This is a genomic window from Neoakkermansia glycaniphila, assembly GCF_900097105.1.
GTDB lineage: Bacteria > Verrucomicrobiota > Verrucomicrobiia > Verrucomicrobiales > Akkermansiaceae > Akkermansia > Akkermansia glycaniphila.
The window spans coordinates 2,783,893-2,807,440 of record NZ_LT629973.1; the positions used below are offsets into that span (position 1 = coordinate 2,783,893).

General features: G+C 61.4%; 19 protein-coding genes and 1 CRISPR repeat array. Of the genes, 11 read left to right on the top strand and 8 right to left on the bottom strand.

Translation table 11 applies throughout. The features are described from left to right. Positions 1-330: 330 nt before the first annotated feature. From thiD to pheS, 3 genes are all read right to left on the bottom strand, one after another. Positions 331-1,134, bottom strand: a complete 804-nt coding sequence (thiD, locus tag PYTT_RS11620) for a bifunctional hydroxymethylpyrimidine kinase/phosphomethylpyrimidine kinase (protein ID WP_067777649.1) — start codon at positions 1,132-1,134, stop codon at positions 331-333. Between the two features lie 64 nt (positions 1,135-1,198). Further along, on the bottom strand, positions 1,199-3,691 hold the full coding sequence (pheT, locus tag PYTT_RS11625) for a phenylalanine--tRNA ligase subunit beta (protein WP_067777648.1): 2,493 nt from the start codon (positions 3,689-3,691) through the stop codon (positions 1,199-1,201). Between the two features lie 21 nt (positions 3,692-3,712). Beyond that, positions 3,713-4,723, bottom strand: coding sequence for a phenylalanine--tRNA ligase subunit alpha (pheS, locus tag PYTT_RS11630; RefSeq protein ID WP_067777684.1), 1,011 nt, complete (start codon positions 4,721-4,723; stop codon positions 3,713-3,715). A 236-nt stretch (positions 4,724-4,959) separates the two neighbouring features. Between pheS and cobT the strand changes: the two genes are divergently transcribed. From cobT to cas2, 11 genes are all read left to right on the top strand, one after another. Then, a complete protein-coding gene (gene cobT, locus PYTT_RS11635; protein WP_067777683.1) occupies positions 4,960-6,000 on the top strand; it encodes a nicotinate-nucleotide--dimethylbenzimidazole phosphoribosyltransferase in 1,041 nt (346 codons plus the stop codon). A gap of 10 nt (positions 6,001-6,010) precedes the next feature. Continuing rightward, positions 6,011-6,754 carry an adenosylcobinamide-GDP ribazoletransferase gene (gene cobS / locus PYTT_RS11640; RefSeq protein ID WP_067777647.1) on the top strand — a complete coding sequence of 248 codons (744 nt, stop codon included), beginning with the start codon at positions 6,011-6,013 and terminating at the stop codon, positions 6,752-6,754. Then, positions 6,754-7,560 (top strand): cobamide remodeling phosphodiesterase CbiR, encoded by an 807-nt coding sequence (cbiR, locus tag PYTT_RS11645; RefSeq protein WP_067777646.1) that lies wholly within the window; start codon positions 6,754-6,756, stop codon positions 7,558-7,560. The genes cobS and cbiR overlap by 1 nt, the downstream gene beginning before the upstream one ends. Further along, the gene (locus tag PYTT_RS11650; protein WP_067777645.1) at positions 7,532-8,116 is read left to right on the top strand and encodes a bifunctional adenosylcobinamide kinase/adenosylcobinamide-phosphate guanylyltransferase; all 585 of its coding nucleotides are present in this window, start codon (positions 7,532-7,534) and stop codon (positions 8,114-8,116) included. Before cbiR ends, PYTT_RS11650 begins: the two co-directional genes overlap by 29 nt. Before the next feature lie 85 nt (positions 8,117-8,201). Further along, a complete protein-coding gene (locus PYTT_RS11655) occupies positions 8,202-10,565 on the top strand; it encodes a CRISPR-associated helicase/endonuclease Cas3 (RefSeq protein WP_067777644.1) in 2,364 nt (787 codons plus the stop codon). A gap of 3 nt (positions 10,566-10,568) precedes the next feature. Further along, positions 10,569-11,282, top strand: coding sequence for a type I-C CRISPR-associated protein Cas5c (gene cas5c / locus PYTT_RS11660; RefSeq protein ID WP_067777643.1), 714 nt, complete (start codon positions 10,569-10,571; stop codon positions 11,280-11,282). Between the two features lie 3 nt (positions 11,283-11,285). Next, the gene (cas8c, locus tag PYTT_RS11665) at positions 11,286-13,106 is read left to right on the top strand and encodes a type I-C CRISPR-associated protein Cas8c/Csd1 (RefSeq protein WP_067777642.1); all 1,821 of its coding nucleotides are present in this window, start codon (positions 11,286-11,288) and stop codon (positions 13,104-13,106) included. 45 nt (positions 13,107-13,151) lie between these two features. Beyond that, positions 13,152-14,012, top strand: a complete 861-nt coding sequence (cas7c, locus tag PYTT_RS11670) for a type I-C CRISPR-associated protein Cas7/Csd2 (RefSeq protein WP_067777641.1) — start codon at positions 13,152-13,154, stop codon at positions 14,010-14,012. 50 nt (positions 14,013-14,062) lie between these two features. Continuing rightward, positions 14,063-14,731 carry a CRISPR-associated protein Cas4 gene (gene cas4, locus PYTT_RS11675; RefSeq protein WP_141675903.1) on the top strand — a complete coding sequence of 223 codons (669 nt, stop codon included), beginning with the start codon at positions 14,063-14,065 and terminating at the stop codon, positions 14,729-14,731. Next, entirely contained in the window at positions 14,728-15,750 is a 1,023-nt protein-coding gene (gene cas1c / locus PYTT_RS11680; RefSeq protein WP_067777639.1) for a type I-C CRISPR-associated endonuclease Cas1c, read from the top strand. Before cas4 ends, cas1c begins: the two co-directional genes overlap by 4 nt. Position 15,751: 1 nt before the next feature. Further along, entirely contained in the window at positions 15,752-16,042 is a 291-nt protein-coding gene (cas2, locus tag PYTT_RS11685) for a CRISPR-associated endonuclease Cas2 (RefSeq protein ID WP_067777638.1), read from the top strand. A 210-nt stretch (positions 16,043-16,252) separates the two neighbouring features. Continuing rightward, a CRISPR array of direct repeats spans positions 16,253-17,212; the repeat unit is 32 nt; unit sequence GTCGCACCCCTCGCGGGTGCGTGGATTGAAAC. 186 nt (positions 17,213-17,398) lie between these two features. Here the strand turns inward: cas2 and pth are convergent. The 5 genes from pth to PYTT_RS11710 all read right to left on the bottom strand — a co-directional run bounded on the left by pth (position 17,399) and on the right by PYTT_RS11710 (position 23,546). Then, entirely contained in the window at positions 17,399-17,962 is a 564-nt protein-coding gene (pth, locus tag PYTT_RS11690) for an aminoacyl-tRNA hydrolase (protein WP_067777637.1), read from the bottom strand. Positions 17,963-17,969: 7 nt separating this feature from the next. Further along, positions 17,970-19,508, bottom strand: a complete 1,539-nt coding sequence (locus tag PYTT_RS11695; protein WP_067777636.1) for a 2-isopropylmalate synthase — start codon at positions 19,506-19,508, stop codon at positions 17,970-17,972. A 123-nt stretch (positions 19,509-19,631) separates the two neighbouring features. After that, positions 19,632-20,075, bottom strand: coding sequence for a hypothetical protein (locus PYTT_RS11700; RefSeq protein ID WP_067777635.1), 444 nt, complete (start codon positions 20,073-20,075; stop codon positions 19,632-19,634). Next, entirely contained in the window at positions 20,072-20,851 is a 780-nt protein-coding gene (locus tag PYTT_RS11705; protein ID WP_067777634.1) for a DUF4332 domain-containing protein, read from the bottom strand. Before PYTT_RS11705 ends, PYTT_RS11700 begins: the two co-directional genes overlap by 4 nt. A gap of 22 nt (positions 20,852-20,873) precedes the next feature. Continuing rightward, positions 20,874-23,546 (bottom strand): valine--tRNA ligase, encoded by a 2,673-nt coding sequence (locus PYTT_RS11710; RefSeq protein ID WP_067777633.1) that lies wholly within the window; start codon positions 23,544-23,546, stop codon positions 20,874-20,876. Between the last annotated feature and the right edge of the window lie 2 nt (positions 23,547-23,548).

Here is a 23,548-nt window from a genome sequence, read left to right on the forward strand (position 1 = left end):
ATATTTTTTTGCATGTTGTTGATTTCTTTTTTCTGAAATTTTTATTTCTTTTATTTTCAATGCAAAATACAAGTTATTAGAATTAGTAATACAAGTGTGCAAAATGTTTGTGTAGGGATTTTTTCTTACCTAACACAAAAATTGTATAACCAGGATATAATCTTGTTAGTTTTTGTTAGTGTGTATACAATGAAAAATGAGAATTTCGAACCCAAAAAACGAAAAAATGAAGAGGAAATAAATCGGATGTGCAAATATCCGTTCCGCCATGCCTGATGGAAATGTTGCCGCATCTATCAAGATGCGTTTACCCAGCAAGGGGGCGCCGTGTCAGGTGCGGGAGGGCATGGCGTGGTTCAGCACGTCGATGCCGAGGCCCTGATGCTGCCAGCGGTGGTGCGCGGCGATGGATTGCGCCACGAAGTCGAGCGCGGAAGAGACGGCTTCGGGAAGGGGGAGGCCGTGCGCCAGCAGGGAGGCGATGGCGGAGGAGAGGCTGCAGCCCGTGCCGTGGGTGGAGACTCCGGAGATTTTATCCCGCGTCCATTCAAATGTTTGCCCGCCGGGGAGGGCGAGGATGTCGTGGCAGCGGTTGCTGAGATGGCCGCCTTTGCCGAGTACGGCGCAGCCGTATTTGCCGCAGAGGGCATGGGTGGCTTCTTTCAGCCGTGCGGCGGTAGTGATGGTCCCGCAGCCGAGAAGGCGGGCGAGTTCGTCGGTATTGGGGGTGAGGAGGGTGGTGATGGGGAGGATGTCGCTTTCGTAGGCGGTGATGGCGCTTTCGAGCATCAGGGGATCGCCTGCGGTGGCGATCATGACGGGGTCGACGACGAGGGGCAATCCGGACCGGCGCAGGAGGGGAGCGCAGGCGCCCACGATTTCGGGCGAGTAGAGCATGCCCGTTTTGACTGCGGCGACGGGGAATGTGTCGAGGCAGATGCGTACCTGGTCGGCGACGAGTTCCGGCTCAATGGCCTGGATGGCGCTGACATCGCCCGGCACTTCCGAGACGACGCAGGTGACGGCGGTGAGGGAGAAGACTCCCAGTGCGTGCGCTACCTTCAGGTCGGCCTGAATGCCCGCTCCCGAGGAGCAGTCGGAACCGGCGATGCTGAGGATGACGGGGGGAGTCATGGCGCGTGCTGGAAGGGGCGGCCATGCCGCAGCGCGGCGGCTTGCGGCATGGCGGCGGTGCCTGTTATCTGTATTGCAGGGTTTTGATCTGCTTGCCGAGGTGGTCGAGTACGGCCTTGTGGGCGGCATCGACTTCGGCGGCAGTCAAGGTTTTGTCTGCCGCCCGGTACAGGAAGGTATAGGCCATGGATTTGCGGTCGGCCGCGAGTTTGACGCCCGTCGGGTCGGCGAATACGTCGAAGCACTTGTAGCTGACGAGCAGGGGCTGTTTGGCTCCGGCGATGGCTTTCAGGATGTCCGCATTGGTGGTGGTGGCGGGTACGTCCATGGCTGCGTCGCGGGAGGAGCCGGGGAACTGCGGGAGTTCCTTGACGCGCATCGGCGCGGTGGCGATGTCCTGCAGCTTGCGGAGTTCGATGGCGCAGTAGTACGTTTCTTCCGGCAGGCCGAGTTCGCGGCAGCGGGCGATGTTCATCCGGGCGAAGTAGCCGCAGGCGGTGCCGTTGATCTGTACGTCCGCGCCGATGGCCGCTTCGGGGCGGGGGCGGGCAGGTGTGAGGGTGACGGCCGCATTCGGCACGAGGCTGCAGATGACGGCGGTGAGGTCTTCAAAGGAGATGTTGCCGGGTTTCGGATTGCTCCACGAGGCCGGGGCGGATTTGCCTGCCATGAAAATGCCGACGACGTCCGTTTCGATGTCCTTGCCCTTGCCGCCGCCCGTGTTGCGGAAGAAGCGGCCCATTTCGAAGAAGCGGAGGCTGGTCATGCCCTGGTTCATGTTGCGCACGGCGACGGAGACGAGGCCGGGGGCAAGCGAGGGGCGGAGGACGGCATGGTCTTCGCTGAGGGGGAGGGCGACGCGGATGACATCGCCTTCCATCAGGGGGCGCAGGGGCTGCGCGTCGCGGAGCTGCGGCACGGTGCCGTCCGGGGACTCGGTGGCGATGAGTTTGAGCGTCTGCGCTTCCCAGAAGCCGAGCGCGGCGAGGCGGCGGGCGAGGCTCATGCGGAAGTCGTGGGCGCGGTCTACGGCGGATTCTTCGCTGTAGCGGGCGATGTAGCGGGAGGGTATGTTGTCCAGCCCATACACGCGGATGATTTCTTCGAGAAGATCGCAGTCGCGTTTCAGGTCGAGACGCCACGGCGGGCAGTCCCAGTTGCCTTTGCCGTCGGTATCATTGCAGCCGAGGCGTTTGAGGATGGCGGCGGCTTCGAGGTGTGGCACGGCTCCTCCGGCCATGCGGTCGAGGGCGGACCAGTCGAGGTGGACGTTGTCGAGCGCGTAGTAGATTTTGGCTTCCGTCCCCTGTTCGATGACGGTGGCGGTCGGAGCCGCGCTTTCGGGGACGAGGGTAGGGGCCTGCCCGCCGACGCGGACGGGGCCTGCCGTGCCTCCGGCGATTTCGAGGATGAGCTGGCGGGCGCGGGCTGCGGCGCGGAGGACGTTCCACGGCGAGGTGCCGCGTTCGAAGCGGTAGGAGGAGTCCGAGCCGAGGGCGAGCCTGCGGGAGGTGAAGCGGATGCCGGAGCGCTGGAACCAGGCGGATTCGAGGACGATGTCCGTGGTGGCTTCGGTGACGCCGCTTTCGGCTCCGCCCATGACGCCGCCGAGGGCGAGCGCCTTGCCGGAGTGGTCCGCGATGACGAGGTCTTCAGGGGTGAGGGTGTAGGTGCCGCCGACGAGGGCTTGGAACTGCTCGCCGTCATGCGCGGGGCGCACGGCGATGCCTTCCGAGATTTTGGAGGCGTCGAAGGCGTGGAGGGGATGGCCGATTTCGTGGAGAACGTAGTTGGTGATGTCCACGATGTTGTTGATGGGGCGCAGGCCGATGGAGACGAGGCGTTCGGCGAGCCATTCCGGGCTGGGGCCGATCTTTACGCCGCTGATTTTGACGGCTGTGTAGAGCGGGCAGGCGGCGGGGGCTTCGAGGCGGATGTGGTCGCCCGCATCCGTGGTTTCGATGCTGCGGGCGGCTTCTTCGGCGGGATCCGCCTTGAGGGTGCGTCCGGTGATGGCGGCGAGTTCGCGGGCCATGCCCCAGTGAGAGAGGAGGTCGGGGCGGTTCGGCGTGATTTCGAGTTCGAAGATGGTGTCCGTCTTGACGAAGGTACGCACGGGGGTGCCGATCTTCATGTCTTCGGGGAGAATCCAGAGGCCGTGCGTGGCATCCGGCAGGCCGAGTTCGGAAGCGGAGCAGAGCATGCCGCGCGATTCGACGCCGCGGAGCTTGCCTTCCTTGATTTCAATGCCGCCGGGGAGCTGGGCGCCGGGCAGGGAGCAGGGCACTTTGTCGCCCACCTTGTAGTTCTGTGCGCCGCAGACGATCTGGCGGAGGGAGCCTTCTCCGGCATCGACCTGGCACACCTTGAGGCGGTCGGCCTGCGGGTGGGGGTCGGCGGAGACGACTTGTGCGACGACGACGAGGTCGCTTTTGACGCCGCGTTCCTGGATGCCTTCGACTTCAATGCCGGCGAAGGTGAGCATGTCGGAGATTTCCTGCGTGCCGAGCCCTTCGAGGTCGATGTATTGGGAAAGCCAGTTGAGTGAAACGTTCATGTGAGGAAAGGGGGGAAATGTTTATTGGAATTGGGCGAGGAAGCGGACGTCGTTTTCGATGAGGAGGCGGATGTCGCGGATGCCCCAGCGGATCATGGCGAGGCGTTCGAGGCCGATGCCGAAGGCGAAGCCGGAGAGTCCGGCGTAGTCGCTGCTGCCGCGCGAGGCGTCCACCGCTTCGAGGACGGCAGGGTCGATCATGCCGCAACCGGCGATTTCGATCCAGCGCGGAGCCTGTCCGGCGACGGTGAGCTTGACGTCGATTTCAAAGCTGGGTTCGGTGAAGGGGAAGAAGTGGGGGCGGAAGCGGACATCCGTTTCCGAGCCGAAGAGGGCTTTCAGGAAGTATTCGAGGGTACCCTTGAGGTCGCCGACGGTCACGTCTTTGTCCACATAAAGGCCTTCGATCTGGTTGAAGGCGGAGAGGTGGGTGGCGTCGATCTCGTCGCGGCGGTAGGCGGAGCCGGGGGAGATGATGCGGACGGGCGGCGCCTGCTTTTCCATGGCGCGCACCTGCACGGTGGAAGTATGGGTGCGGAGAAGCTTTCCGCTGTCGAAGTAGAACGTATCCTTCTCGTTGCGGGCGGGGTGGTCAGTCGGCGTGTTCAGGGCATCGAAGCAGTGGAACTCGTCTTCGATTTCAGGGCCTTCCGCGAGGGCGAAGCCCATGCGGCGCAGTACGCGGACGGCTTCGTCGCGCACGAGGGTGAGGGGATGAAGGCCGCCTGCGGGGAGGGAACGGGCGGGAAGCGTGAGGTCGATGCCTGCGACGGCTGCCTTGTCCGCCGCTTCCTGCAGGGCGTTCTGGCGTTCTTCGAGGGCGGCCGTGATGGCGGCGCGGGCTTCGTTGAGCATCTGGCCGACGGCGGGCTTGTCTTCCTTGGGCACGTCTTTCATGCCCTGCTGGGCTTGCGTCAGAGTACCCTTCTTGCCGAGAATGGCGACGCGGGCGTCTTCCAGCCCTTTCATGTCCGCGATTTCTGCGATGCGCGACATGGCTTCCGCTTGAATGCGTGCGATTTGGTCTTTCATACGTTCGCGAAGGACTATACGCGCGGCGGGGGGCGGGGTCAAGCCGTAACTGTGCGTCCGGCGGGAGTTCCCGGCAGCTTCGGCGCCAGGGCGGACGGCCTGCCGGGAAGCGGGCTTGGAGATGTTTTCGGATAGGGTTTGCGGGCTTGCGCCGCTTGACATGGACGGGGGCATTGCCTATACTTCGGGAGATGGGCGGTTCCGCGTCCACCGATTTTTTGAAAATTGATACGACGATGAACCGACTTACGATTCCCCCTCTCGATACGCAGGCCGAACAAAAAGCCGCCTCCCGCATGGACAGGCTGGCCAAGCCTCCTTACGCTCTCGGCAAACTGGAACCCCTCGCCGCCCGCATCGCCGGGATGGCGGGCAATCCCGCTCCGCGCCTCAAGGACAAGGCCGTGGTGCTGTTCGCCGCCGACCACCATATTGCCGACCACGGCCTGAGCCTGACAGGTGCGGAGGTGACGCATATCCAGACGCGCAATTTCATCGACGGCGGCGCGACCATCAGCGCGTTCACGCGCAATGCCGGGGCACGCCTCACGGTGGTGGATGTGGGAGTGGATTACGATTTCGGCGGCTATCCCGGCCTTGTGGACCGCAAGGTGATGCGAGGGGCGAACGATTTCAGCGAAGGCCCCGCGATGTCCCGCGAGCAGGCGGAACGATGCCTGGAAATCGGTATCGAAATGGCTCGCGCCGAGAAGGCGAAGGGGCTGGACATCATCGCCGCCGGGGAAATGGGCATCGGCAATACGACTCCTTCCTCCGCCATCGTCGCCGTGATGACGGGCAGCCCGGTGGAACTGGTCACAGGCAAGGGTTCCGGCGTGCGTGCGGACATCATCCGCCGCAAGATCGAGCTGATTGAAAAGGGCATCTCCCTGAACCGGCCCGATCCGAACGACGCCATCGACGTACTCGCGAAGGTGGGCGGCCCGGAGATCGGAGCCATGGCCGGGCTGATGCTCGGAGCGGCCTCGCTGCGCGTGCCGATCGTGATCGACGGGTTCATTGCCGGAGCCGCCGCCGCCATTGCGCAGGGAATCGACCCCGCCGTGGCTCAATACTTCATCGGTTCGCATACCTCGGCGGAACCCGGCCATGCCCTGATCATGAAGCATATCGGCGTGACGATGTACCTTGATCTCGGCATGTGCCTCGGCGAAGGCACGGGAGCGGCTCTCTTCTTCCCGATACTGGATGCGGCGACGCGCATTCTTTCCGAGATGAAGACGATCGACGAAATGTGCATCATTCAGAACAAGTGACCTCCTTTCCATGCTCCGCCTGTTGACCGGTATTCGTTCCGCCTTCGGTTTCCTGACCCGCATTCCCGTGGGGCCGTGGCCGCTGCAGCGGGATCTGCACGGCATTTCCGCGTGGCTGCCGCTCGTCGGCATCGTCGTGGGCGGATTGGCCGGGCTGCTGCTGTGGGGAGCCTCTCTGATGTTCCCCCCGCTTCTGTGCGGCGTGATCGCCTGTGCGGTCTGGGTGGTGGTGACGGGCGGCCTGCATCTGGACGGCGTGGCCGATTGCGGCGACGGCCTGCCGGTGGAAGTCTCCCGCGAGCGGCGGCTGGAGATCATGAAGGATTCCCGGCTCGGTACCTTCGGCGGCACCTTTCTGTTGTTCAATCTGGGGTTCAAGGCTGCGGCTCTGGCCTGCCTGGCCGGAACGGGAAGCGTATGGATGATGATCGTTCCCTGCGCTCTGGCCGGACTGCTCGCCCGCGCCCAGATATTCATCGCCATGCAGTACCCGAGTGCAAGGCCGGGCGGCATGGGCGACGCGTTCCGGCAGGGGACGCGCCCCGTGCATGCGTGGATCGCCGCCGCGACGACTCTCGCCGCCTGTGCTGTGGCGGGAATCAGGGGATGGGATGCGCTGGCCGTCGCGCTGGCGGGATCGTTCCTGATGCTTTCCTACGCCCGCCGGAGGCTGGGCGGCGTGACAGGCGACGTGTTCGGCTGGACGGTGGAAAGCACCGAATGGCTTGTGCTGCTGACTTTCTGCGCCTTCTGATGAAATGCCGCGTTCCAGGACTGAAGATCGGAGGCACGTCGTTCATCGTGCCGGATGATTACGTGCCCGCCGTGCGCGGCTGCGCCGAATATCTGGACGATATTTCGCTGCTGCTGCTTCAGGTCGGGCCGAAAGGCGAATACCTGCTGCCCGCATCCGATATTGACGAGCTGAAACGCATCGGAGACGGCGAGGGGCTGACATGGAACGTTCACCTGCCGACGGACGGCGATTATTCCTCCGACAAGGCCGCGCTCGAATTTACGGACAACCTCTGCCGGGCCATCGACCGCACCCTGCCGCTCGCGCCCCATTCCTGGGTGCTGCATGTGGAAGCGGACAAGACGCCGCGCGAATATATGGTTCCCCCGCTGACGGAAGCGGAGACGGAACGCGCCCTTGCCTCGCTGGAGCGCGTGCGGCATCATTTGCCCGCTCCGGAATATCTCGCTCTGGAGAATATCGAATGGCATCCGGCCGATTATCTGGACGGCATTCTGGAGCGGATGCCCTTTTCCCGCTGTTTCGACATGGGCCACGTGTGGAAAGACGGGCATAAGCCCGAAGAGCTGCTCGACAGATGGCTGCCGGAAATCCGCATGTGCCACCTCCACGGACTCGAAAAACGCGACCACAAATCCCTGCACCACATGCCGGAAGACAAGCTCGATGCCCTGCTGCACAAGCTGTGGGACATCCGCTTCGAACCCGTGATTACGCTGGAGGTCTTTACGCTGGACGACTTCCTGAACTCTCACCAAGCCATGATGCAATCTTATGAACGCTACCGACGACTTTACTCCTGAACCGGGACGCTCCTCCCTTACCCTTGTGCTGGGCGGTACGCGCAGCGGAAAAAGCGAACTGGCCGAAGGCATCGCCGCCCGCTGCGGTTCCCGCATCGTCTATGTGGCGACGGCGGAAGTTCTCTCCGGCGCAGGCAGCATGCAGGAGCGCGTGCGGAGGCATCGCGAACGACGCCCCGCCGACTGGGCGACGCTCGAATTCCCCCGCCATGTGGCCGCCTCCGTTCGCCAATCCGGCGCACTGGCCGGAGCCGATGCCGTGATGCTGGATTGTGTGACGCTGCTGGCGAGCAATACCCTGTATGCCGGGGATCCCGAAGACGGTGCAGCCTTTGAAACCCGGCTGCGCGAAGAACTCGACGGGTTGACCGAACTGGCGGCAAGCTCCGGCCTGCCGTGGATTGTCGTCAGTTCCGAAGCGGGATTGGGCATCGTCTCCGGCAGCCGTGAAACGCGTCTGTTTTGCGACGGCCTCGGCCTGGCGAACCAGTGGCTGGCGCAGAAGGCTGATGCCGTATTCCTGTCTGTGGCTGGGCTTCCCTTGAGGTTGAAATAGGGAAATTTCTAACTAAATTTTCAGGAAAGGCGATTTTTCCTTTTCGACCACGCGCCCCTATAGTATTGTTGGGGCGATCCCCTCCATGTACTATTCCTACGCCCACTCTCTCCCCGGTACCACCGACCTCAACCTGTGGGAACCGATCTATACCTATGAAGGAGACGGTTCCTCGACCATCGGCCATGCCAACCGCACGGCCGAGCTGTGCGCCCGGTTCGCCGAGGCCATGACCTTCGGAGTGAACGATGAGTGGAGGAAATGGGGGTGGCGGCTCGGGCTCTGGCACGACCTTGGCAAATTCTCCCGCGAGTTCCAGAAGCACATCGGTGCGACCGGAGATTCGGAAGAAGAGCATGCCGCGACGGGCGGCCGGGTAGACCATTCCTCCGCCGGAGCGAAATACGCGATGGAGCAGAATCCCGTTCTCGGCGATTTCATGGCCTACGCGATTGCCGGGCACCACGGCGGCCTGCCGAAAGGAACGGCATTGTTTTACGAACGTTTGAAGGGAGACCATCCCGAATGGCGTTCGTTCGCCCACCCCGACCTCCTGAAGCACGACCCTGTGAAGAAGCTCTGGAGCGACGATGCCCTGGCTCTGCTGAATGAACCCCGCCGATTCGGGTATGCGACGGCCATGCAGATCCGCATGATGTTCTCCTGCCTCGTCGATGCCGACTTCCTTTCCACGGAAGCTTTCATGAATCCCGCCCAGCAGGCGGAACGCCCCCGGTGGCCCGGCGACATCCTCGACCGCATGAGCGGCATGCTGGAAAGCCGCCTTTCCGCTTTGGAGGAAGGGGCTGCACCCGGCAAAATCTCCTCGCTGCGGGCGGAAATCCACCGCTCCTGCTTCGATCATGCCGACCGAAAGCCCGGCGTGTACCGCCTCAATGTGCCGACGGGAGGTGGAAAAACATTGTCCTCCCTCAGTTTCGCACTGCGCCATGCCGTGCAGCACGGCCTGCACCGCGTCATCTATGTGATTCCCTATACCAGCATCATCGAACAGACGGCGGAGGAATTCCGCAAGGTATTTGCCGAACTCTCCGAAGAGCTGGGGCATGATTGCGTACTGGAACACCATTCCAATATCGAGGCCGACCGCGATACGGTGATGACCAAGCTGATGTTCGAAAACTGGGATGCGCCGCTGATCGTGACGACGAACGTGCAGTTCTTCGAATCCCTGTTTGCCCACAAACCGTCTGCCTGCCGCAAACTGCACCGCATCGCGCGTACCGCCGTCATCTTCGACGAGGCTCAGGCCTTGCCCGCCAACCTGCTGGCTCCCTGCCTCGAAGCGATGAAAACCCTGCGCCGTGATTACGGCTGCACCCTCGTCCTCTGCACGGCCACACAGCCCGCCCTCATGCACCGCAAGGATAAATTCCCCATCGGCTGGCAGGAAACGGAGGTGGAAAGTCTGCTCGGCGACGAACAGGAAGCCATGCTGGCCCGCGAGATGAAGCGTGTGGAGATCGCCCACCTCGGTACGCGGAGCAGGGAAGAAATCGTCGAACACTTTCTGGGCCTCGGCGTCGGCTCAGCCCTGCTGATCGTCAACACGACACGGCAGGCGCAGGAACTTTTCTCCGCGCTGCGGGCATCTCTGCCGGACGGTACAGCATGCCGCCACCTCTCCGCCCGCATGTGTCCGCAGCACCGCAGCGAAGTGTTGCGAGAAGTCCGCTCCCTGTTGAAGGAAGGTCTGCCTGTGGTGCTGGTGGCGACGCGCGTCGTCGAAGCCGGGGTGGACATCTCCTTTCCCGCCGTTTACCGCGAACATGCGGGCATCGACTCGCTGGCGCAGGCCGCCGGACGCTGCAACCGCCACGGCGAAATGCCCGGCGGCGGGCTTGTCTTCTCCTATGAAGCGTCGGATGCAGACTTACCGCCCGTTCTCGTCGATCTGGTCGCCGCCGCCCATGCCGCCCGCGACGTGCGCGATACCAACCCCGGTGCCGACATCCTGGCTCCCGACATCGTGAGAAGATTTTTCGAATTGTACTACAAAACGCGCGGCGACCAGACCGGGCATTGGGATGAACACGGCGTACTGGATCTCAGCAGATGCACCGCCGAAGAGACCGGTTTCCGCCATATCGGCTTCCCGGAGATCGCCCGGAAGTTCCAGCTCATTCCGGGAGGCCAGCACAGCGTGATGATTCCATGGGGTGAAGAAGGGGAAAGTCTCCGCGCCGAGTTGCAGAAGCGGAAAAGCCTCGGTATTCTGCCCGACAGGAAACTGTTCCGCCGGATTCAGGCGTGCAGTATCCAGATTTACCTCCAGGACTGGAATTTTCTCGAACGGCAGGGGCGAGTGGAAAGCTATGCCGACGGCATGGTATACGTACTTCCGACTCTCGACAGCTATTACGATTCTCACATGGGCTTCCTGCCCACCAAAAATTACGACCCGAACCAAACACTCTACAACTGCTAATTCATGCCTAAAACCGTCAAACTCCATGTCTGGGGTGATTTCGCCTGCTTCACGCGTCCGGAACTGAAAGCCGAACGTTTCAGCTACGACGTCATCACTCCGTCCGCAGCCCGGGGCATCCTCGAGGCCATTTACTGGAAACCCCAAATGTGCTGGGTTATCGACCGCATTCACGTGCTGAAGCCCATCCGCTTCACCCAGATCCGGCGCAACGAACTCGGCGTCAAAATGTCCAAACCCAAGGCCGAACTGCTGCAGGGCGGCATGGGCAATGTGGGCATCAACATCGAGGACGCCCGCCAGCAGCGCGCCGCCACCGTGCTGAACGGAGTCGGCTACGTCATCGAAGCCCATGTGGAACTGAGAAGCCGGGATGAAAACCCGGAAATCGATTCCGAAACCAAGCACTTTGAGATGTTCTGCCGCCGTGCGGCAAAAGGCCAGTGCTTCCACCAGCCCTACTTCGGCACGCGCGAATTCCCCGTCGATTTCACCCTTCTGGAAGACGGCGACATGCCTGCCTCCGAACTGCCGGAAGAGCAGCAGAACCGCCACCTCGGCATGATGCTGCACGACATCGAATACATACCCGACAAGAAAGGCAAGATCGTCAGTTCCAACGACGGCCGTCGGTTGACAGCCAACCCCCGCTTCTTCATGGCGGAGCTCCGCGGGGGCATCCTCGACGTTCCGCCGCTCGCACAAACCCACTCCTGACGTATGATTCTTCAACAACTTTCAGCCCTGTACGACCGCCTCGCCGCCGATTCCGAACGCGGCGCAGACCTGCCGACGCTCGGCTTCAGCAAGCAGAACATTTCCTATGCCGTCGTGTTGAAGCCGGACGGAACCCTCGTTGCCTTCGACGACATCCGCGTCGAAGTGCCGAAAGGCAAAAAAACGGCCATGGTCTCCCAGAAACGCATGGTTCTGGGCGGGACGAAACCCTCCGGCTCCGGTCTGAACCCCTGCTTCCTGTGGGACAACACGGGCTACCTCCTCGGCTACAAGGGCAGCGGAGAAGAGAAGGCGGAAAAGCGGGCGCAGGAAGCCTTCGCCGCCTTGCGCGACAAGCACCTTGCCCTCGAAACGGTCGTCAACCATCCGCAGTATTCCGCCGTCTGCCGCTTCCTCGAAGCGTGGGATCCGGCGCGTGCGCCCGAACTTTTCACCAATCCCGACCTGCTGACGGGTAACGGGATTTTCCGCATACAAGGCGAGGAAGACTACGTTCACGAGCTGCCCGAACTCCGCTCCTGGTGGCTCGACGGCGGCGAAGACCTCTGGAAAGGTGCCGACGGCAAGAAAGCCAAAGACGAGGGAGAGAAAGGCATGTGCCTCGTCACCGGACGCATGGCGAAAATCGCCGTGCTGCACGAACCCATCATCAAGGGCGTCGCCAATGCCCAGTCGATGGGCGCGAAGCTCGTCTCCTTCAACTGCAATTCCTTCACCTCCTTCGCCAAGGAGCAGAGCGCGAACGCCCCCGTCGGCGAACATGCCGCCTTCGCGTACTGCAATGCGCTCAACTACCTTCTGGGCAGGCAGGAAACTCGCCAGTTGATCGGCGATTCCACCACCGTCTTCTGGGCGGATGTGCCGCCTGCGAAAATGGAAATGCTGGAGAGCATCGTCGGACGCGCCATCTCTCCCCCACGGGATGCCATGCACGCCGGAAACCTCTCCCGCGTACAGGAGGTGCTGGACAAGCTGGCTCAAGGCAAATTGAAAAAGGACGACCTCGACGATGCCGGGGCTCCGTTCTATATCCTCGGCCTGTCGCCCAATGTTTCGCGCCTCTCCATCCGCTTCTGGTTTGAATCCACCTTCGGCGAGCTGATGGAATCTGTGCAGCGGCATTACGACGCTCTGCGCCTGCAACCGCAATGGACGGAAAAGAACAGCAAAAATCCCGACCCGAAGTTGATTGCTCCGAACTCCATCCTCCGCGAAACGGCGCGTGAACCGAAAGACATCCCGCCGCTCTTCTCCGCGGCACTGATGCGCTCCATCATCGGCGGTGCGCCCTATCCGGACGCCATCGCACAGGCTATCCTGCGCCGCATCTCCATCGACCACGACGTCAACTACATCCGCTGCTCCTACCTCAAGGCGTGGCTCCTCCGCAAAAAATCAACCGAAACACAATCCATCATCACCCCCATGATAAACAAGGACAACAAAGAACCCGGCTACCTGATCGGGCGGCTCTTCGCCGCCTATGAAAAGACCCAGCTCGACGCCAACAGAGACCGCAAGCTGAACAGAACCATCCGCGACAGCTTCTACTCCAGCGCATCCGCCACGCCCCGGGGCGTGATGGCCCGCCTGCAGCGGCTGTACTCCCACCACCTCAACCAGCTCGACCCGGGAGCCAAGATCAACCGCGAAAAGCTCATCCAGAGCATCGTCGGCGACCTGACGGCCATCCCCGCCCACATGAGCCTTGAGCAGCAAGCGCAATTTACACTCGGCTACTACCAGCAAATGCAGGATTTCTACACCCCGAAGAACGACCAGGAAAAAACCGAACAGGAATAAACCGCCACCACATTTTTCAACAACCAACCAAAATACCACAATACCATGAATAAAATCGACTTTGTCCTCATCTACGATGCCCTCGACGCCAACCCCAACGGAGACCCCGATGCCGGCAACATGCCGCGCGTGGACGTCGAAAGCGGCCACGGCCTCGTCACCGACGTATGCCTCAAGCGCAAAATCCGAAACTTCGTCCAGCTCACCCGCGACGGGCAGCCCGGCTGCGACATCTACGTCCGTGAAAAAGCCATTCTCAACAACCAGAACGAACGCGCCTACCAAGGCATCAAAAAGGAAGCGAAGAATGCCGACCAGGCCGTCAAAGATGAAGCCCGTGCCTGGATGTGCCAGAACTTCTTCGACATCCGCGCATTCGGCGCCGTGATGACCACTGATGTGAACTGCGGACAGGTGCGCGGCCCCGTGCAGCTCTCTTTCTCACGCTCCGTGGACCCCGTCTTCAGTGCGGAATACGCCGTCACACGTTGCGCCGTCACGACCGTCAAGGAAGCCGAAAACCAGAAGGGCGACAACCGCACCATGGGTCGCAAATACACCATCCCCTATGCCGTTTATACCACGCGCGGATGCGTGAACCCCTTCCTCGCCGCCCAGACCGGATTCAACGAATCCGACTGGGAACTCCTCAAGGAATCCCTCGTCCACCTCTTCGATTTCGACGCCTCCGCCGCACGCCCCGCCGGCTCCATGGCTGTCCGTAAGCTTATCGTCTTCAAGCACGAAAGCCAGCTCGGCAACGCTCCGGCTCATAAACTGTACGACGCCGTCAAAATCGTTCGCAAGGAAGGCATCGACGCTCCGCGCTCCATCGAAGACTACGACATCATCATCGACAAGGCTGCCATCCCGGCCGGTGTCACCGTCGAAGAAATCGACTGCTAACCCCATCCTTCCGGCAGCGGCAATCCTCGGCCTGCCGCTGCCGGATACCCTTGCCCATGGAAGACGGCCTCCCCATCTCCTCCCTCCAGCACTACATCTATTGCCCGAGACAGTGCGCTCTCATCCACGTCGAACGCCTGTGGGCGGACAACATCCACACCGCGAGCGGCAGCATCGAACATGAACGCGTCGATGCCGGGCAGGGCAACACCTCTCGGGGCATCCGCATCGAACGGAGCGTCCACCTCCTCTCCGAACGCTACGGCATGCAGGGAGTGGCGGACGTCGTCGAATACCACGGCCCCCGGGGACGGTACGACCGCATCGTACCCGTCGAATACAAGCACGGCAAACCCAAGGCTCACCGTGCAGACGAAGTGCAGCTCTGCGCGCAAGCCATTTGCCTCGAAGAAATGCACGGCATGGACATCGAACGAGGCTACCTCTTCTACCTCAAACCCCGCCGGAGAACAGACGTCCTCTTCGATGAAGAACTGCGAAACCTCACCATCCGGACCATTCTCGACGTGCGTTCCCTCATCGACAACGGTGAAACTCCTCCGGCCCGCTATGAAAAAAGCTGCGAGCAATGCTCCATGATCGACCTCTGCCTCCCGCACCTCGGCCCGCACATGAAAGGCATCGGCAAAGTCCCCGCCTCGCAGTACAACGACCGCCAATTCTCCCTCCTCCTGAACAACGAACCGTCCGAACCTTGAAACAGCACCTGAACACCCTCTACGTCACCCGGGAAGGAGTATGGCTCGCCAAAGACGGGGAAACCGTCAGCATCATCGACCATGGCTCCTCTCTGATGCGCGTACCCCTGCATAACCTCGAATCCATCATCACCATGGGGTGGGACATCGGCGTCTCTCCCCAGCTCCTTGCCGCCTGCGCGGCAAGCGGCATCCGCCTCTCCTTCTGCGACCCCAACGGGCGTTTTCTCGCCGCCGCTACGGGATTCACCCCCGGCAACGTCCTGCTGCGAAGGGCGCAATACCGTTGTGCGGACCAGCCCGAAGCCGCTCTGAACATCGCTCGGGAAATGATCGCCGCCAAAATCCTCAATGCCCGCCATGTCCTCCTGCGTGTCGACCGCGACCGCTCGGGCATCAACCTCGAGCCTGTCATCTCCTCTCTGGCATACTCGGTGCAGGCCGCCCGAAAAGCGCGCGACGCCGCCGAACTTCTTGGCATAGAAGGTAACGCGGCGGACGCCTACTTCTCCGCCTTCCCGACAGCCATCGCCCACGATGACCCGGCCTTCATCTTCTGCGGACGCTCCCGGAGGCCTCCGCGCGACTCCGTCAACGCCCTCATGTCCTTCGTTTACGCCTTGCTGGCGCACGACTGCCGCTCTGCGCTCGAATCGTGCGGCCTTGATGCAGCCGTCGGCGTCCTGCACCGCGACCGGCCGGGCCGCCCCGGACTGGCCCTCGACCTCATGGAAGAATTCCGCGCCGTACTGGATGACCGCCTCGTCCTCACCCTCATCAACCGCCGCCAGATCAAACCGGGCGACTTCACTCGGGAAGAAAGCGGCGCCGTCTTCCTCAAAGAAGAAAGCCGGAAAATCGTCCTCAGCGCATGGCAGGAACGCAAAAAGGAAACCATCATGCACCCCGTCATCGGCGAAAAAATCACCATCGGCCTGCTGCCGCACATTCAGGCGCGCCTGCTCGCCCGCCACCTGCGCGGCGATGTGGACGCCTACACCCCCATGCTTTGGAGATAACATGTTCGTCATCATCAGCTATGATGTGGCTACGGCCACGAGGACGGGAGCCCGGAGACTGCGGCGCATTGCACGCATCTGTGAAAACTACGGACAGCGCGTGCAGAACTCCGTCTTCGAATGCAAAATCCCGCCGAACCTCTTTGTCTCCGTCAAACAGCAGCTCCTCGATACCATGGACCCGGAAGAAGACAGCCTGCGCTTCTACTTTCTGGGCAAGGATGATGAAGGGAAAATCCTCCATGTCGGAGCCAAGAAAAGCTACGACATCGACGGCACGCTCATCATCTGAAACATCAATCGACCGCAGGCAGGGCGCAACACGCGCGAACCCCAAGCTGTACCGAAATTCCCGGAACATCCGCGAAATCGGCAACAGCCTCGTGTTCATCAGATTGACAAACAAGCCCGCTTTATGAAGTTGTCAAATAATGTATATTGACAGCTCGTCGGCGGAAATAAAGGAATTGCCTCTTTGGTGACAACATGTTACAAAGTGGCAGTCGCACCCCTCGCGGGTGCGTGGATTGAAACCGGAAAACCGTCACATCAAGCCACACGTCATCCCGTCGCACCCCTCGCGGGTGCGTGGATTGAAACGCGAGATATGGTTGACAAAGGACGGGAATGCGCCGTCGCACCCCTCGCGGGTGCGTGGATTGAAACAACATCAGAAATATCGTGCGAGCATACGATAGCGGTCGCACCCCTCGCGGGTGCGTGGATTGAAACAACACAGGCATCATGGAGATGCAGCGTGCGACGAAGTCGCACCCCTCGCGGGTGCGTGGATTGAAACACCGATACCCGCGGCCGCCGCTTCGAGTTCGGCCGGTCGCACCCCTCGCGGGTGCGTGGATTGAAACTCCGATGGTCAGCCAATTGCCCAGTACATCACAAGTCGCACCCCTCGCGGGTGCGTGGATTGAAACTTGAGGTGCTGACCGCCAGTCGCAAGCTTGTCATGGTCGCACCCCTCGCGGGTGCGTGGATTGAAACCGATGATGCGGGAAAACGTGTCGGGCGTGGAGGGTCGCACCCCTCGCGGGTGCGTGGATTGAAACGGGTACTGCACGACATTGCGTATGCCTGCCGACGGTCGCACCCCTCGCGGGTGCGTGGATTGAAACCCGCTGCCTGTCGCAGCCTCTGCTAGAACGGAATGTCGCACCCCTCGCGGGTGCGTGGATTGAAACCCGGTCGGGGAATCCCGCACGTATTCCCGGTCGCGTCGCACCCCTCGCGGGTGCGTGGATTGAAACTTGAGGTGCTGACCGCCAGTCGCAAGCTTGTCATGGTCGCACCCCTCGCGGGTGCGTGGATTGAAACTGTTGTCGATGGCTTCTTCGATCATGTCCACGAAGTCGCACCCCTCGCGGGTGCGTGGATTGAAACACGGACTCATATCGCAACGGCAGCAACATGGCCAAGTCGCACCCCTCGCGGGTGCGTGGATTGAAACGACGGCGAGGATGGCATCCGTGGCGTTGCAGGCTGTCGCACCCCACGCGGTTGCAGCGGGGTTGCAGCGGGGTTGCAGCGGGGTTGCAGCGGGGTTGCAGCGGGGTTGCAGCGGGGTTGCAGCGGGGTTGCAGCGGGGTTGCAGCGGGGTTGCAGCGGGGTTGCGCTTTGTTGGGGTAAGGGCCGTTTACTGAACGTTGTAGATGTTCATGGCGGCTTCGATGCCGTGGGTAGCGGCGTAACGGGCGGCATCCGCCGCCTTTTCGATGGAGACACCGAGGAGTTCCTGTTCGTCAGGGCGGAATTTGCCGAGTACGTGGGCGGTCATTTCCTTGCCGCCGGGGGCTCCTATGCCGATGCGGAGGCGGGGGAATTTGTCTGTGCCCAAGTGGGCGATGAGGGATTTGATGCCGTTGTGTCCTCCGGCAGATCCGCCGGGGCGGAGTTTGAGGGTTCCGACAGGGAAGGCGATGTCGTCGTAGATGACGAGGATTTGTTCGGGGGAGAATTTGAAGTACCGCATGAGGGGGCCGATGCTGGCTCCCGAGTCGTTCATGTAGGTTTGCGGTTTGACGAGGAGGACGCCGGGGCCTGCGGCCAGTTCGGCTTTTCTCGCTTTGTCAAGTTTGTAGGGTATATTCCAGTGGCGTGCCAGCGCATCAAGCGCCATGAACCCGACGTTGTGCCGGGTTCCGGCGTATGTCTGCCCCGGGTTGCCGAGGCCGACGATGATGCGAGGCACGCTGCTCATGGATGGGTCAGCATTCGCGCATTTGGCATGCCGGGATGGTGAGGGACCTGTTGACGGCGTTCAGGTAGGCGCGGACCGAGGCTTCGATGATGTCGGTGGCGGCGCCTTTGCCGGAGACGGGTTTGCCTGTGCCGAAGTCGACTTTGACGAAGACTTCGCCGACGGAGTCCTGCCCCTGCGAGGCAGCCCGTACGTTGTATTCGACGAGTTTGCCTTTTGTTTTGGTGATGCGGTCGATGGCTTTGAAGACGGCGTTGACCGGGCCGTTGCCCGTGGCGCAGTCTTCGCGTTTGTCGTTGTCGATGATGAGGCTGAGCGTGGCGGTGGCGCGGGCGTGAGTGCCTGCGACGAATTGGATGAAGTCGAGGCTCCAGAGTCCCTGTTGGCTGTCCAGCGAGTCGTTGACGAGGGAGGAGATGTCGTCGTCATAGACGAATTTCTTGGAGTCGCCTACTTTTTTGAAGCGTTCGAAGACGTGGGTGAGTTCTTCTTCCGTGAGGACGTAGCCGAGTTTTTCGAGGCGTTGGCGGACGGCGGCTCTGCCGGAGTGTTTGGTGAGCGGGAGTTCCGTCGCGCCCCAGCCGATGGTTTCAGGGTCGATGATTTCGTAGGTTTCTCGTTTGCTGAGGATGCCGTGCTGGTGGATGCCGGAGCCGTGGGCGAATGCGTTTTCACCGACGACAGCCTTCGATCGCTGGACGGGCATGCCGCTCATGCGGGCGACGACCTGCGAGGTTTTGACGATTTCCTTGATGTGGACGCCGTGGGTGACTCCTCCGAAGGCTTCCGGGCGGGTGGAGATGGCCATGATGACTTCTTCCAGCGCGGAGTTGCCTGCGCGTTCGCCGATGCCGTTGATGGCTCCTTCGACCTGCCGGGCTCCCGCCTTGACGGCTGCCAGCGAGTTGGCGACGGCAAGGCCGAGGTCGTTGTGGCAGTGGACGGAGATGATCGCCTGTTCGATGTTGGGCACGTTTTCCTTGAGGTAGGTGATGATGCGTGCGTATTCGTCCGGTGTGGTGTAGCCGACGGTGTCGGGGATGTTGACGGTGGTGGCTCCGGCTGCGATGACGGCTTCGACGACCTGTGCGAGGTAGTCGAGTTCGGTGCGGGAGGCGTCTTCTGCGGAAAATTCGATGTCCTGCACGTATTTTTTGGCATGGGCGACGCCTTCGACGGCCATGACGAGGATTTCCTCTTTGGTTTTCTTGAGTTTGTACTCGCGGTGCAGGGGGCTGGTGGCCAGGAAGATGTGGACACGTGCGCGGTCTCCGGCAGGAGCCAGAGCTTTGACGGCGGCATCGATGTCGCCAGGCACGCAGCGTGCGAGGCCTGCGATGGTGCAGTGTTTGATTTCCGTGGCGATGGTGTGGACTGCTTCAAAGTCTCCGTCAGAGATGCAGGGGAAGCCTGCTTCGATGATGTCCACTCCCAGTTTTTCTAGCTGACGGGCGACTTCGAGCTTTTGACGAAGGTTCATGGAGGCCCCGGGGCATTGTTCTCCATCTCTCAGTGTCGTGTCAAAGAAGCGTATTTGATCAGCCATATTATTATGTTGGTTTGAATCCGCACTATAACATGGCGATGCGGGTATGCAAGTGCCCAACCTGTCATGGTGGCGGGTTGGGTTCGCAGGGCAAGAAGTTCCCTGTTCGGGGCGAGTATGCGGTTAACGGGCCGGGGGTGTGGCGGGCTGTGCCTGTTGCTGCGCGACGAGCGAAGGATCCAGTGAGAGGACATTCGCCAGTTCGGGCGTGACCAGCCCGTTGAGGATGAGCCGGTCGATTTGTCCGGATACGTTATTCCATGCCGAATTGAATTGATCCTTGAGTTGCAGGACTTCCTTTTCCTCTTCGGCGGTCGGGTCGGGCAGTTCGCTTTGCCGGACGGCGATGGCGTTCATTGTCATCCTCTGGGTTTCAAGCTGCGGGATGGCGTTCCGGATGCTTTCCGCATCGTAGCACATGCTCAGGATGCTGTCCGTGGCATGGAGGAGTTCGATCAGTTCCTGCGCGAGGATGTAGTGTGGGGAGGAGGGTTGGCTTTGTTGCGCTTCACCGGAAACCGCCAAGGCGGGCATGGCGAGGGGCAGGAAGCAGATGGCTGTGTTCATCGGGATGAGTGTGGGTTGCGGAGCCGCTGTGCCGTACCGCAGGAGGGGCAGCGGAACCATTTGAAGAGCAGGATGTGCAAGGCAGTGGGGACGACGCGACCCAGGCCCCAGATCGTGTGCATTTTCCTGTTGCGCACATAGCGTTGCCACGAGAAGATGCGTATTTTACAGACGCTGCACCGGCATCGGAAGGAGACGATCAGGTAGAGGAAGAGGATTAGGCCGATGAAGGCGAAGGCGATGATGTGCCAGCGCAACAGCGCATGATTGAAGAGGAGGATGTACGGCAGCAGGAAGATCAGGGAGAGGCCGCACAGCCAGAAGAGGATGGCGATGACTGCACCGAGCCATGTACGGATCGGCGTGGTGTGCCGGATGCCGCGAGGATGCATGTAGCGTTCCGAGACGGATCGATCGGCAGTTTCTTCCCTTGCCTTGCGGTGCGAGGCTGCCGGGGTGCGCTTGTGGTGCGTCAGGACGGGGAGCGCTTTTCCTCCAAGGCGGTTGGGCAGGTTGTCTGTTTCTTTGACGGCACCGGTTTCCTGTTCCTGCGGGACGGCCGTTTCTTCCCGGACGATGGTCTGAGCCTGGGCGATCCATCCTTCTACCAGCCGTTCGTCGGGAAGGGGGAGGTTGCGTTCGAAGTGGGTGTTTGCCAGCCGGAGGTCGTTCAGCAGTTGTTCCGCATTGTACCTTGCCAGTGTGGCGGGGGACTTTACTCCCAGTATGTCGAGCAGTTCGCGGTGTTCGGCGGTCAGGTGGACGATGCGGTTCATGGACGCAGGTTTGGTGCTGGCGTTATAGCAGGGCGGAGAGCATTCCGGTCAGTTGTGCCTGTTTGCTCTGCCATTCGGTCAAGCGGGCGCGTTCCTGTGCGACGACATCGGCGGGTGCGCGGTCGATGAAGCCTGCATTTCCGAGTTTACCTTCGCATTTGGAGATTTCCCGGGCGATTTTTTCGAGTTCCTTGCGGATGCGTTCGCGTTCGGCGTCTACATCGACGAGGCCTTCGAGCGGGAGGAAGAGTTCACCGAGGGGGGTGAGGCTGGCAGGTGTTCCTTTTTCGGCTGCGTAGGCAGGTTCGATGCCGACGGTTTCGGCTCCGGCCAGCAGGGCAAGGCGGGAGGCGGTGTCGGGGTCGACATTCATGGAGGGTTTGAGGATGAATTGAACCTTTTTGTTGGTGGCGAGGTTGTATTCGGCCTTGAGGTTGCGCGCGCGGTTGGCGGTTTCGTAGAGGGCTGCGGCGAGCGTTCCTGCGGCTGTGCGTTGTTCTTCGCCGATGTTTTGCAGGAGGCTGGAGGGATCGGGCAGGGGGGTGACCATGAGTGGCTTGCCCGCTTCTGCTGCTGCAAATCCGAGCGATGCCCACAGTTCTTCGGTGATGTGGGGCATGATGGGGTGGAGCAGTGCGAGGTAGTGGCGCATGACGGTGTCCATGGTGCCGAGGGTGGCGGCGCGGGCGGACGGGTCGGCTCCTTCTCGGAGGTCGTTTTTGATGGCCTCAAGGAAGAGGGCGCAGTATTCGGACCAGAAGAATTGGTAGAGGGCCTGGGTGTAGGCGTTGAATTCGTAGGCGGCGAGTGCGTCCGCGACGTCGGTGTGGAGTTGTTTGAGTTTGGCGAGGATGTCGATGTGGACGGCGGTGTAGGCCGGTTCTGCGGCGGCATCGGTTTCGCCCTGCATCATGCGGAAGCGCGCGGCATTGTAGAGTTTGTTGGCGAAGTTGCGGCCTTCGCCGATTTGCGATTCGTCGAAGCGGACGTCCGTGCCGGTGGGGGCGATGCGCATGAGGCCGAAGCGGAGGCCGTCTGCGCCGTAAGTGGCCATGAGGTCGAGCGGGTCGGGCGAGTTGCCGAGGGATTTGCTCATTTTGCGGCCGAGGATGTCGCGGATGATGGAGGTGAAGAAGACGTTCGAGAAGGGTTTCCTGTCTTCAAAGCGGTAGCCTGCCATGATCATGCGGGCCACCCAGAAGAAGATGATGTCCGGTCCGGTGACGAGGTCGCTGGTGGGGTAGAATTTGGCGCGGAGTTCTTCATCCATGGTGCCGAAGGGCCAGAGCCATGAGGAGAACCATGTGTCGAGCACATCGCCGTCCTGTTCCCAGTTTTCGGGATCGGCAGGCGGTGTGGTGCCGACGTGGATGTTGCCCGTGGCTTCGTCGGAGACGTCGAGGGAGGGGGCGGCTTTCAGGGTGTCGGCTGCGTTTTTGCGGTACCAGACGGGGATGCGGTGGCCCCACCAGAGCTGGCGGGAGATGCACCAGTCCTGAATGTTTTCGAGCCAGTGCGCGTAGGTTTTCGCCCAACGTGCGGGGCGGAAGGTGATGTCTCCGGAGGCAACGGCTTCGGCTGCTTCCTTGACGCAGGGGTATTTGAGGAACCACTGCATGGAGAGGCGTGGTTCGATGGGGACGTCGGCGCGTTCGGAGTAGCCGACGTTGTTTTCGTATTCTTCGACTTTGTGGAGGAGACCGAGGCCACGGAGGATTTCGACGGATTTGTCGCGGGCTTCGAAGCGGTCGAGGCCGTGCAGCTCGGGGCAGCCGGGGCATTCGATGCGGCCGTCCGGGGTGAGAACGTCGATAATTTCGAGGTTGTTTTTCTGGCCGATTTCAAAGTCGGCGCGGTCGTGGGCAGGGGTGATTTTGAGCGCACCTGTGCCGAATTCGATTTCGACGTGTTCATCCGCGATGATGGGGATGGGCGCAGCACAGAGGGGGCGGATGACGTTTTGCCCGATGAGATGGCCGAAGCGGGGGTCGTTGGGGTTGACGGCGACGGCGACGTCCGCCATGATGGTTTCCGGGCGGGTGGTGGCGACGAGCAGTTCTCCCGATCCGTTTTCCAGTTTGTAGCGGATGGTGTAGAGCTTGCTCTTTGTGGGCTTCATGATGACTTCCTCGTCGGAGAGCGCGGTCAGGGAGACGGGGCACCAGTTGACCATGCGGCGGCCGCGGTAGATGAGGCCTTCCTTGAAGAGTTCGACGAAGGCGCGGCTGACTTCGTGGGTGAATTGCTCGTCCATGGTGAAGCGTTCGCGTTCCCAGTCGCAGGAGCAGCCGAGCTTTTTGAGCTGTTTGAAGATGATGCCGCCGTGTTTGTCTTTCCATTCCCAGACGAGTTTGAGGAATTCGTCGCGGCCGAGGTCGTGGCGGGTTTGGCCCGTGCGCTGGCGGAGGTCTTTTTCCACGCGCACCTGGGTGGCGATGCCCGCATGGTCCGTGCCGGGAAGCCAGAGTACTTCCTTGCCAAGCTGGCGTGCGCGGCGTGCGAGAATGTCCTGAATGGAGTTGTTCAGAACGTGGCCGAGGTGAAGGACTCCCGTGACGTTGGGCGGAGGGATGACGATGGAATAGGCGGGTTTGGAGGAGTGTTCGTCGGCATGGAAGCAGTGCTCCGACATCCAGCGAGACTGCCATTTTTCTTCTACAATCTGAGGTTCGTACGCCTTGGGCAATTCCGTCATAA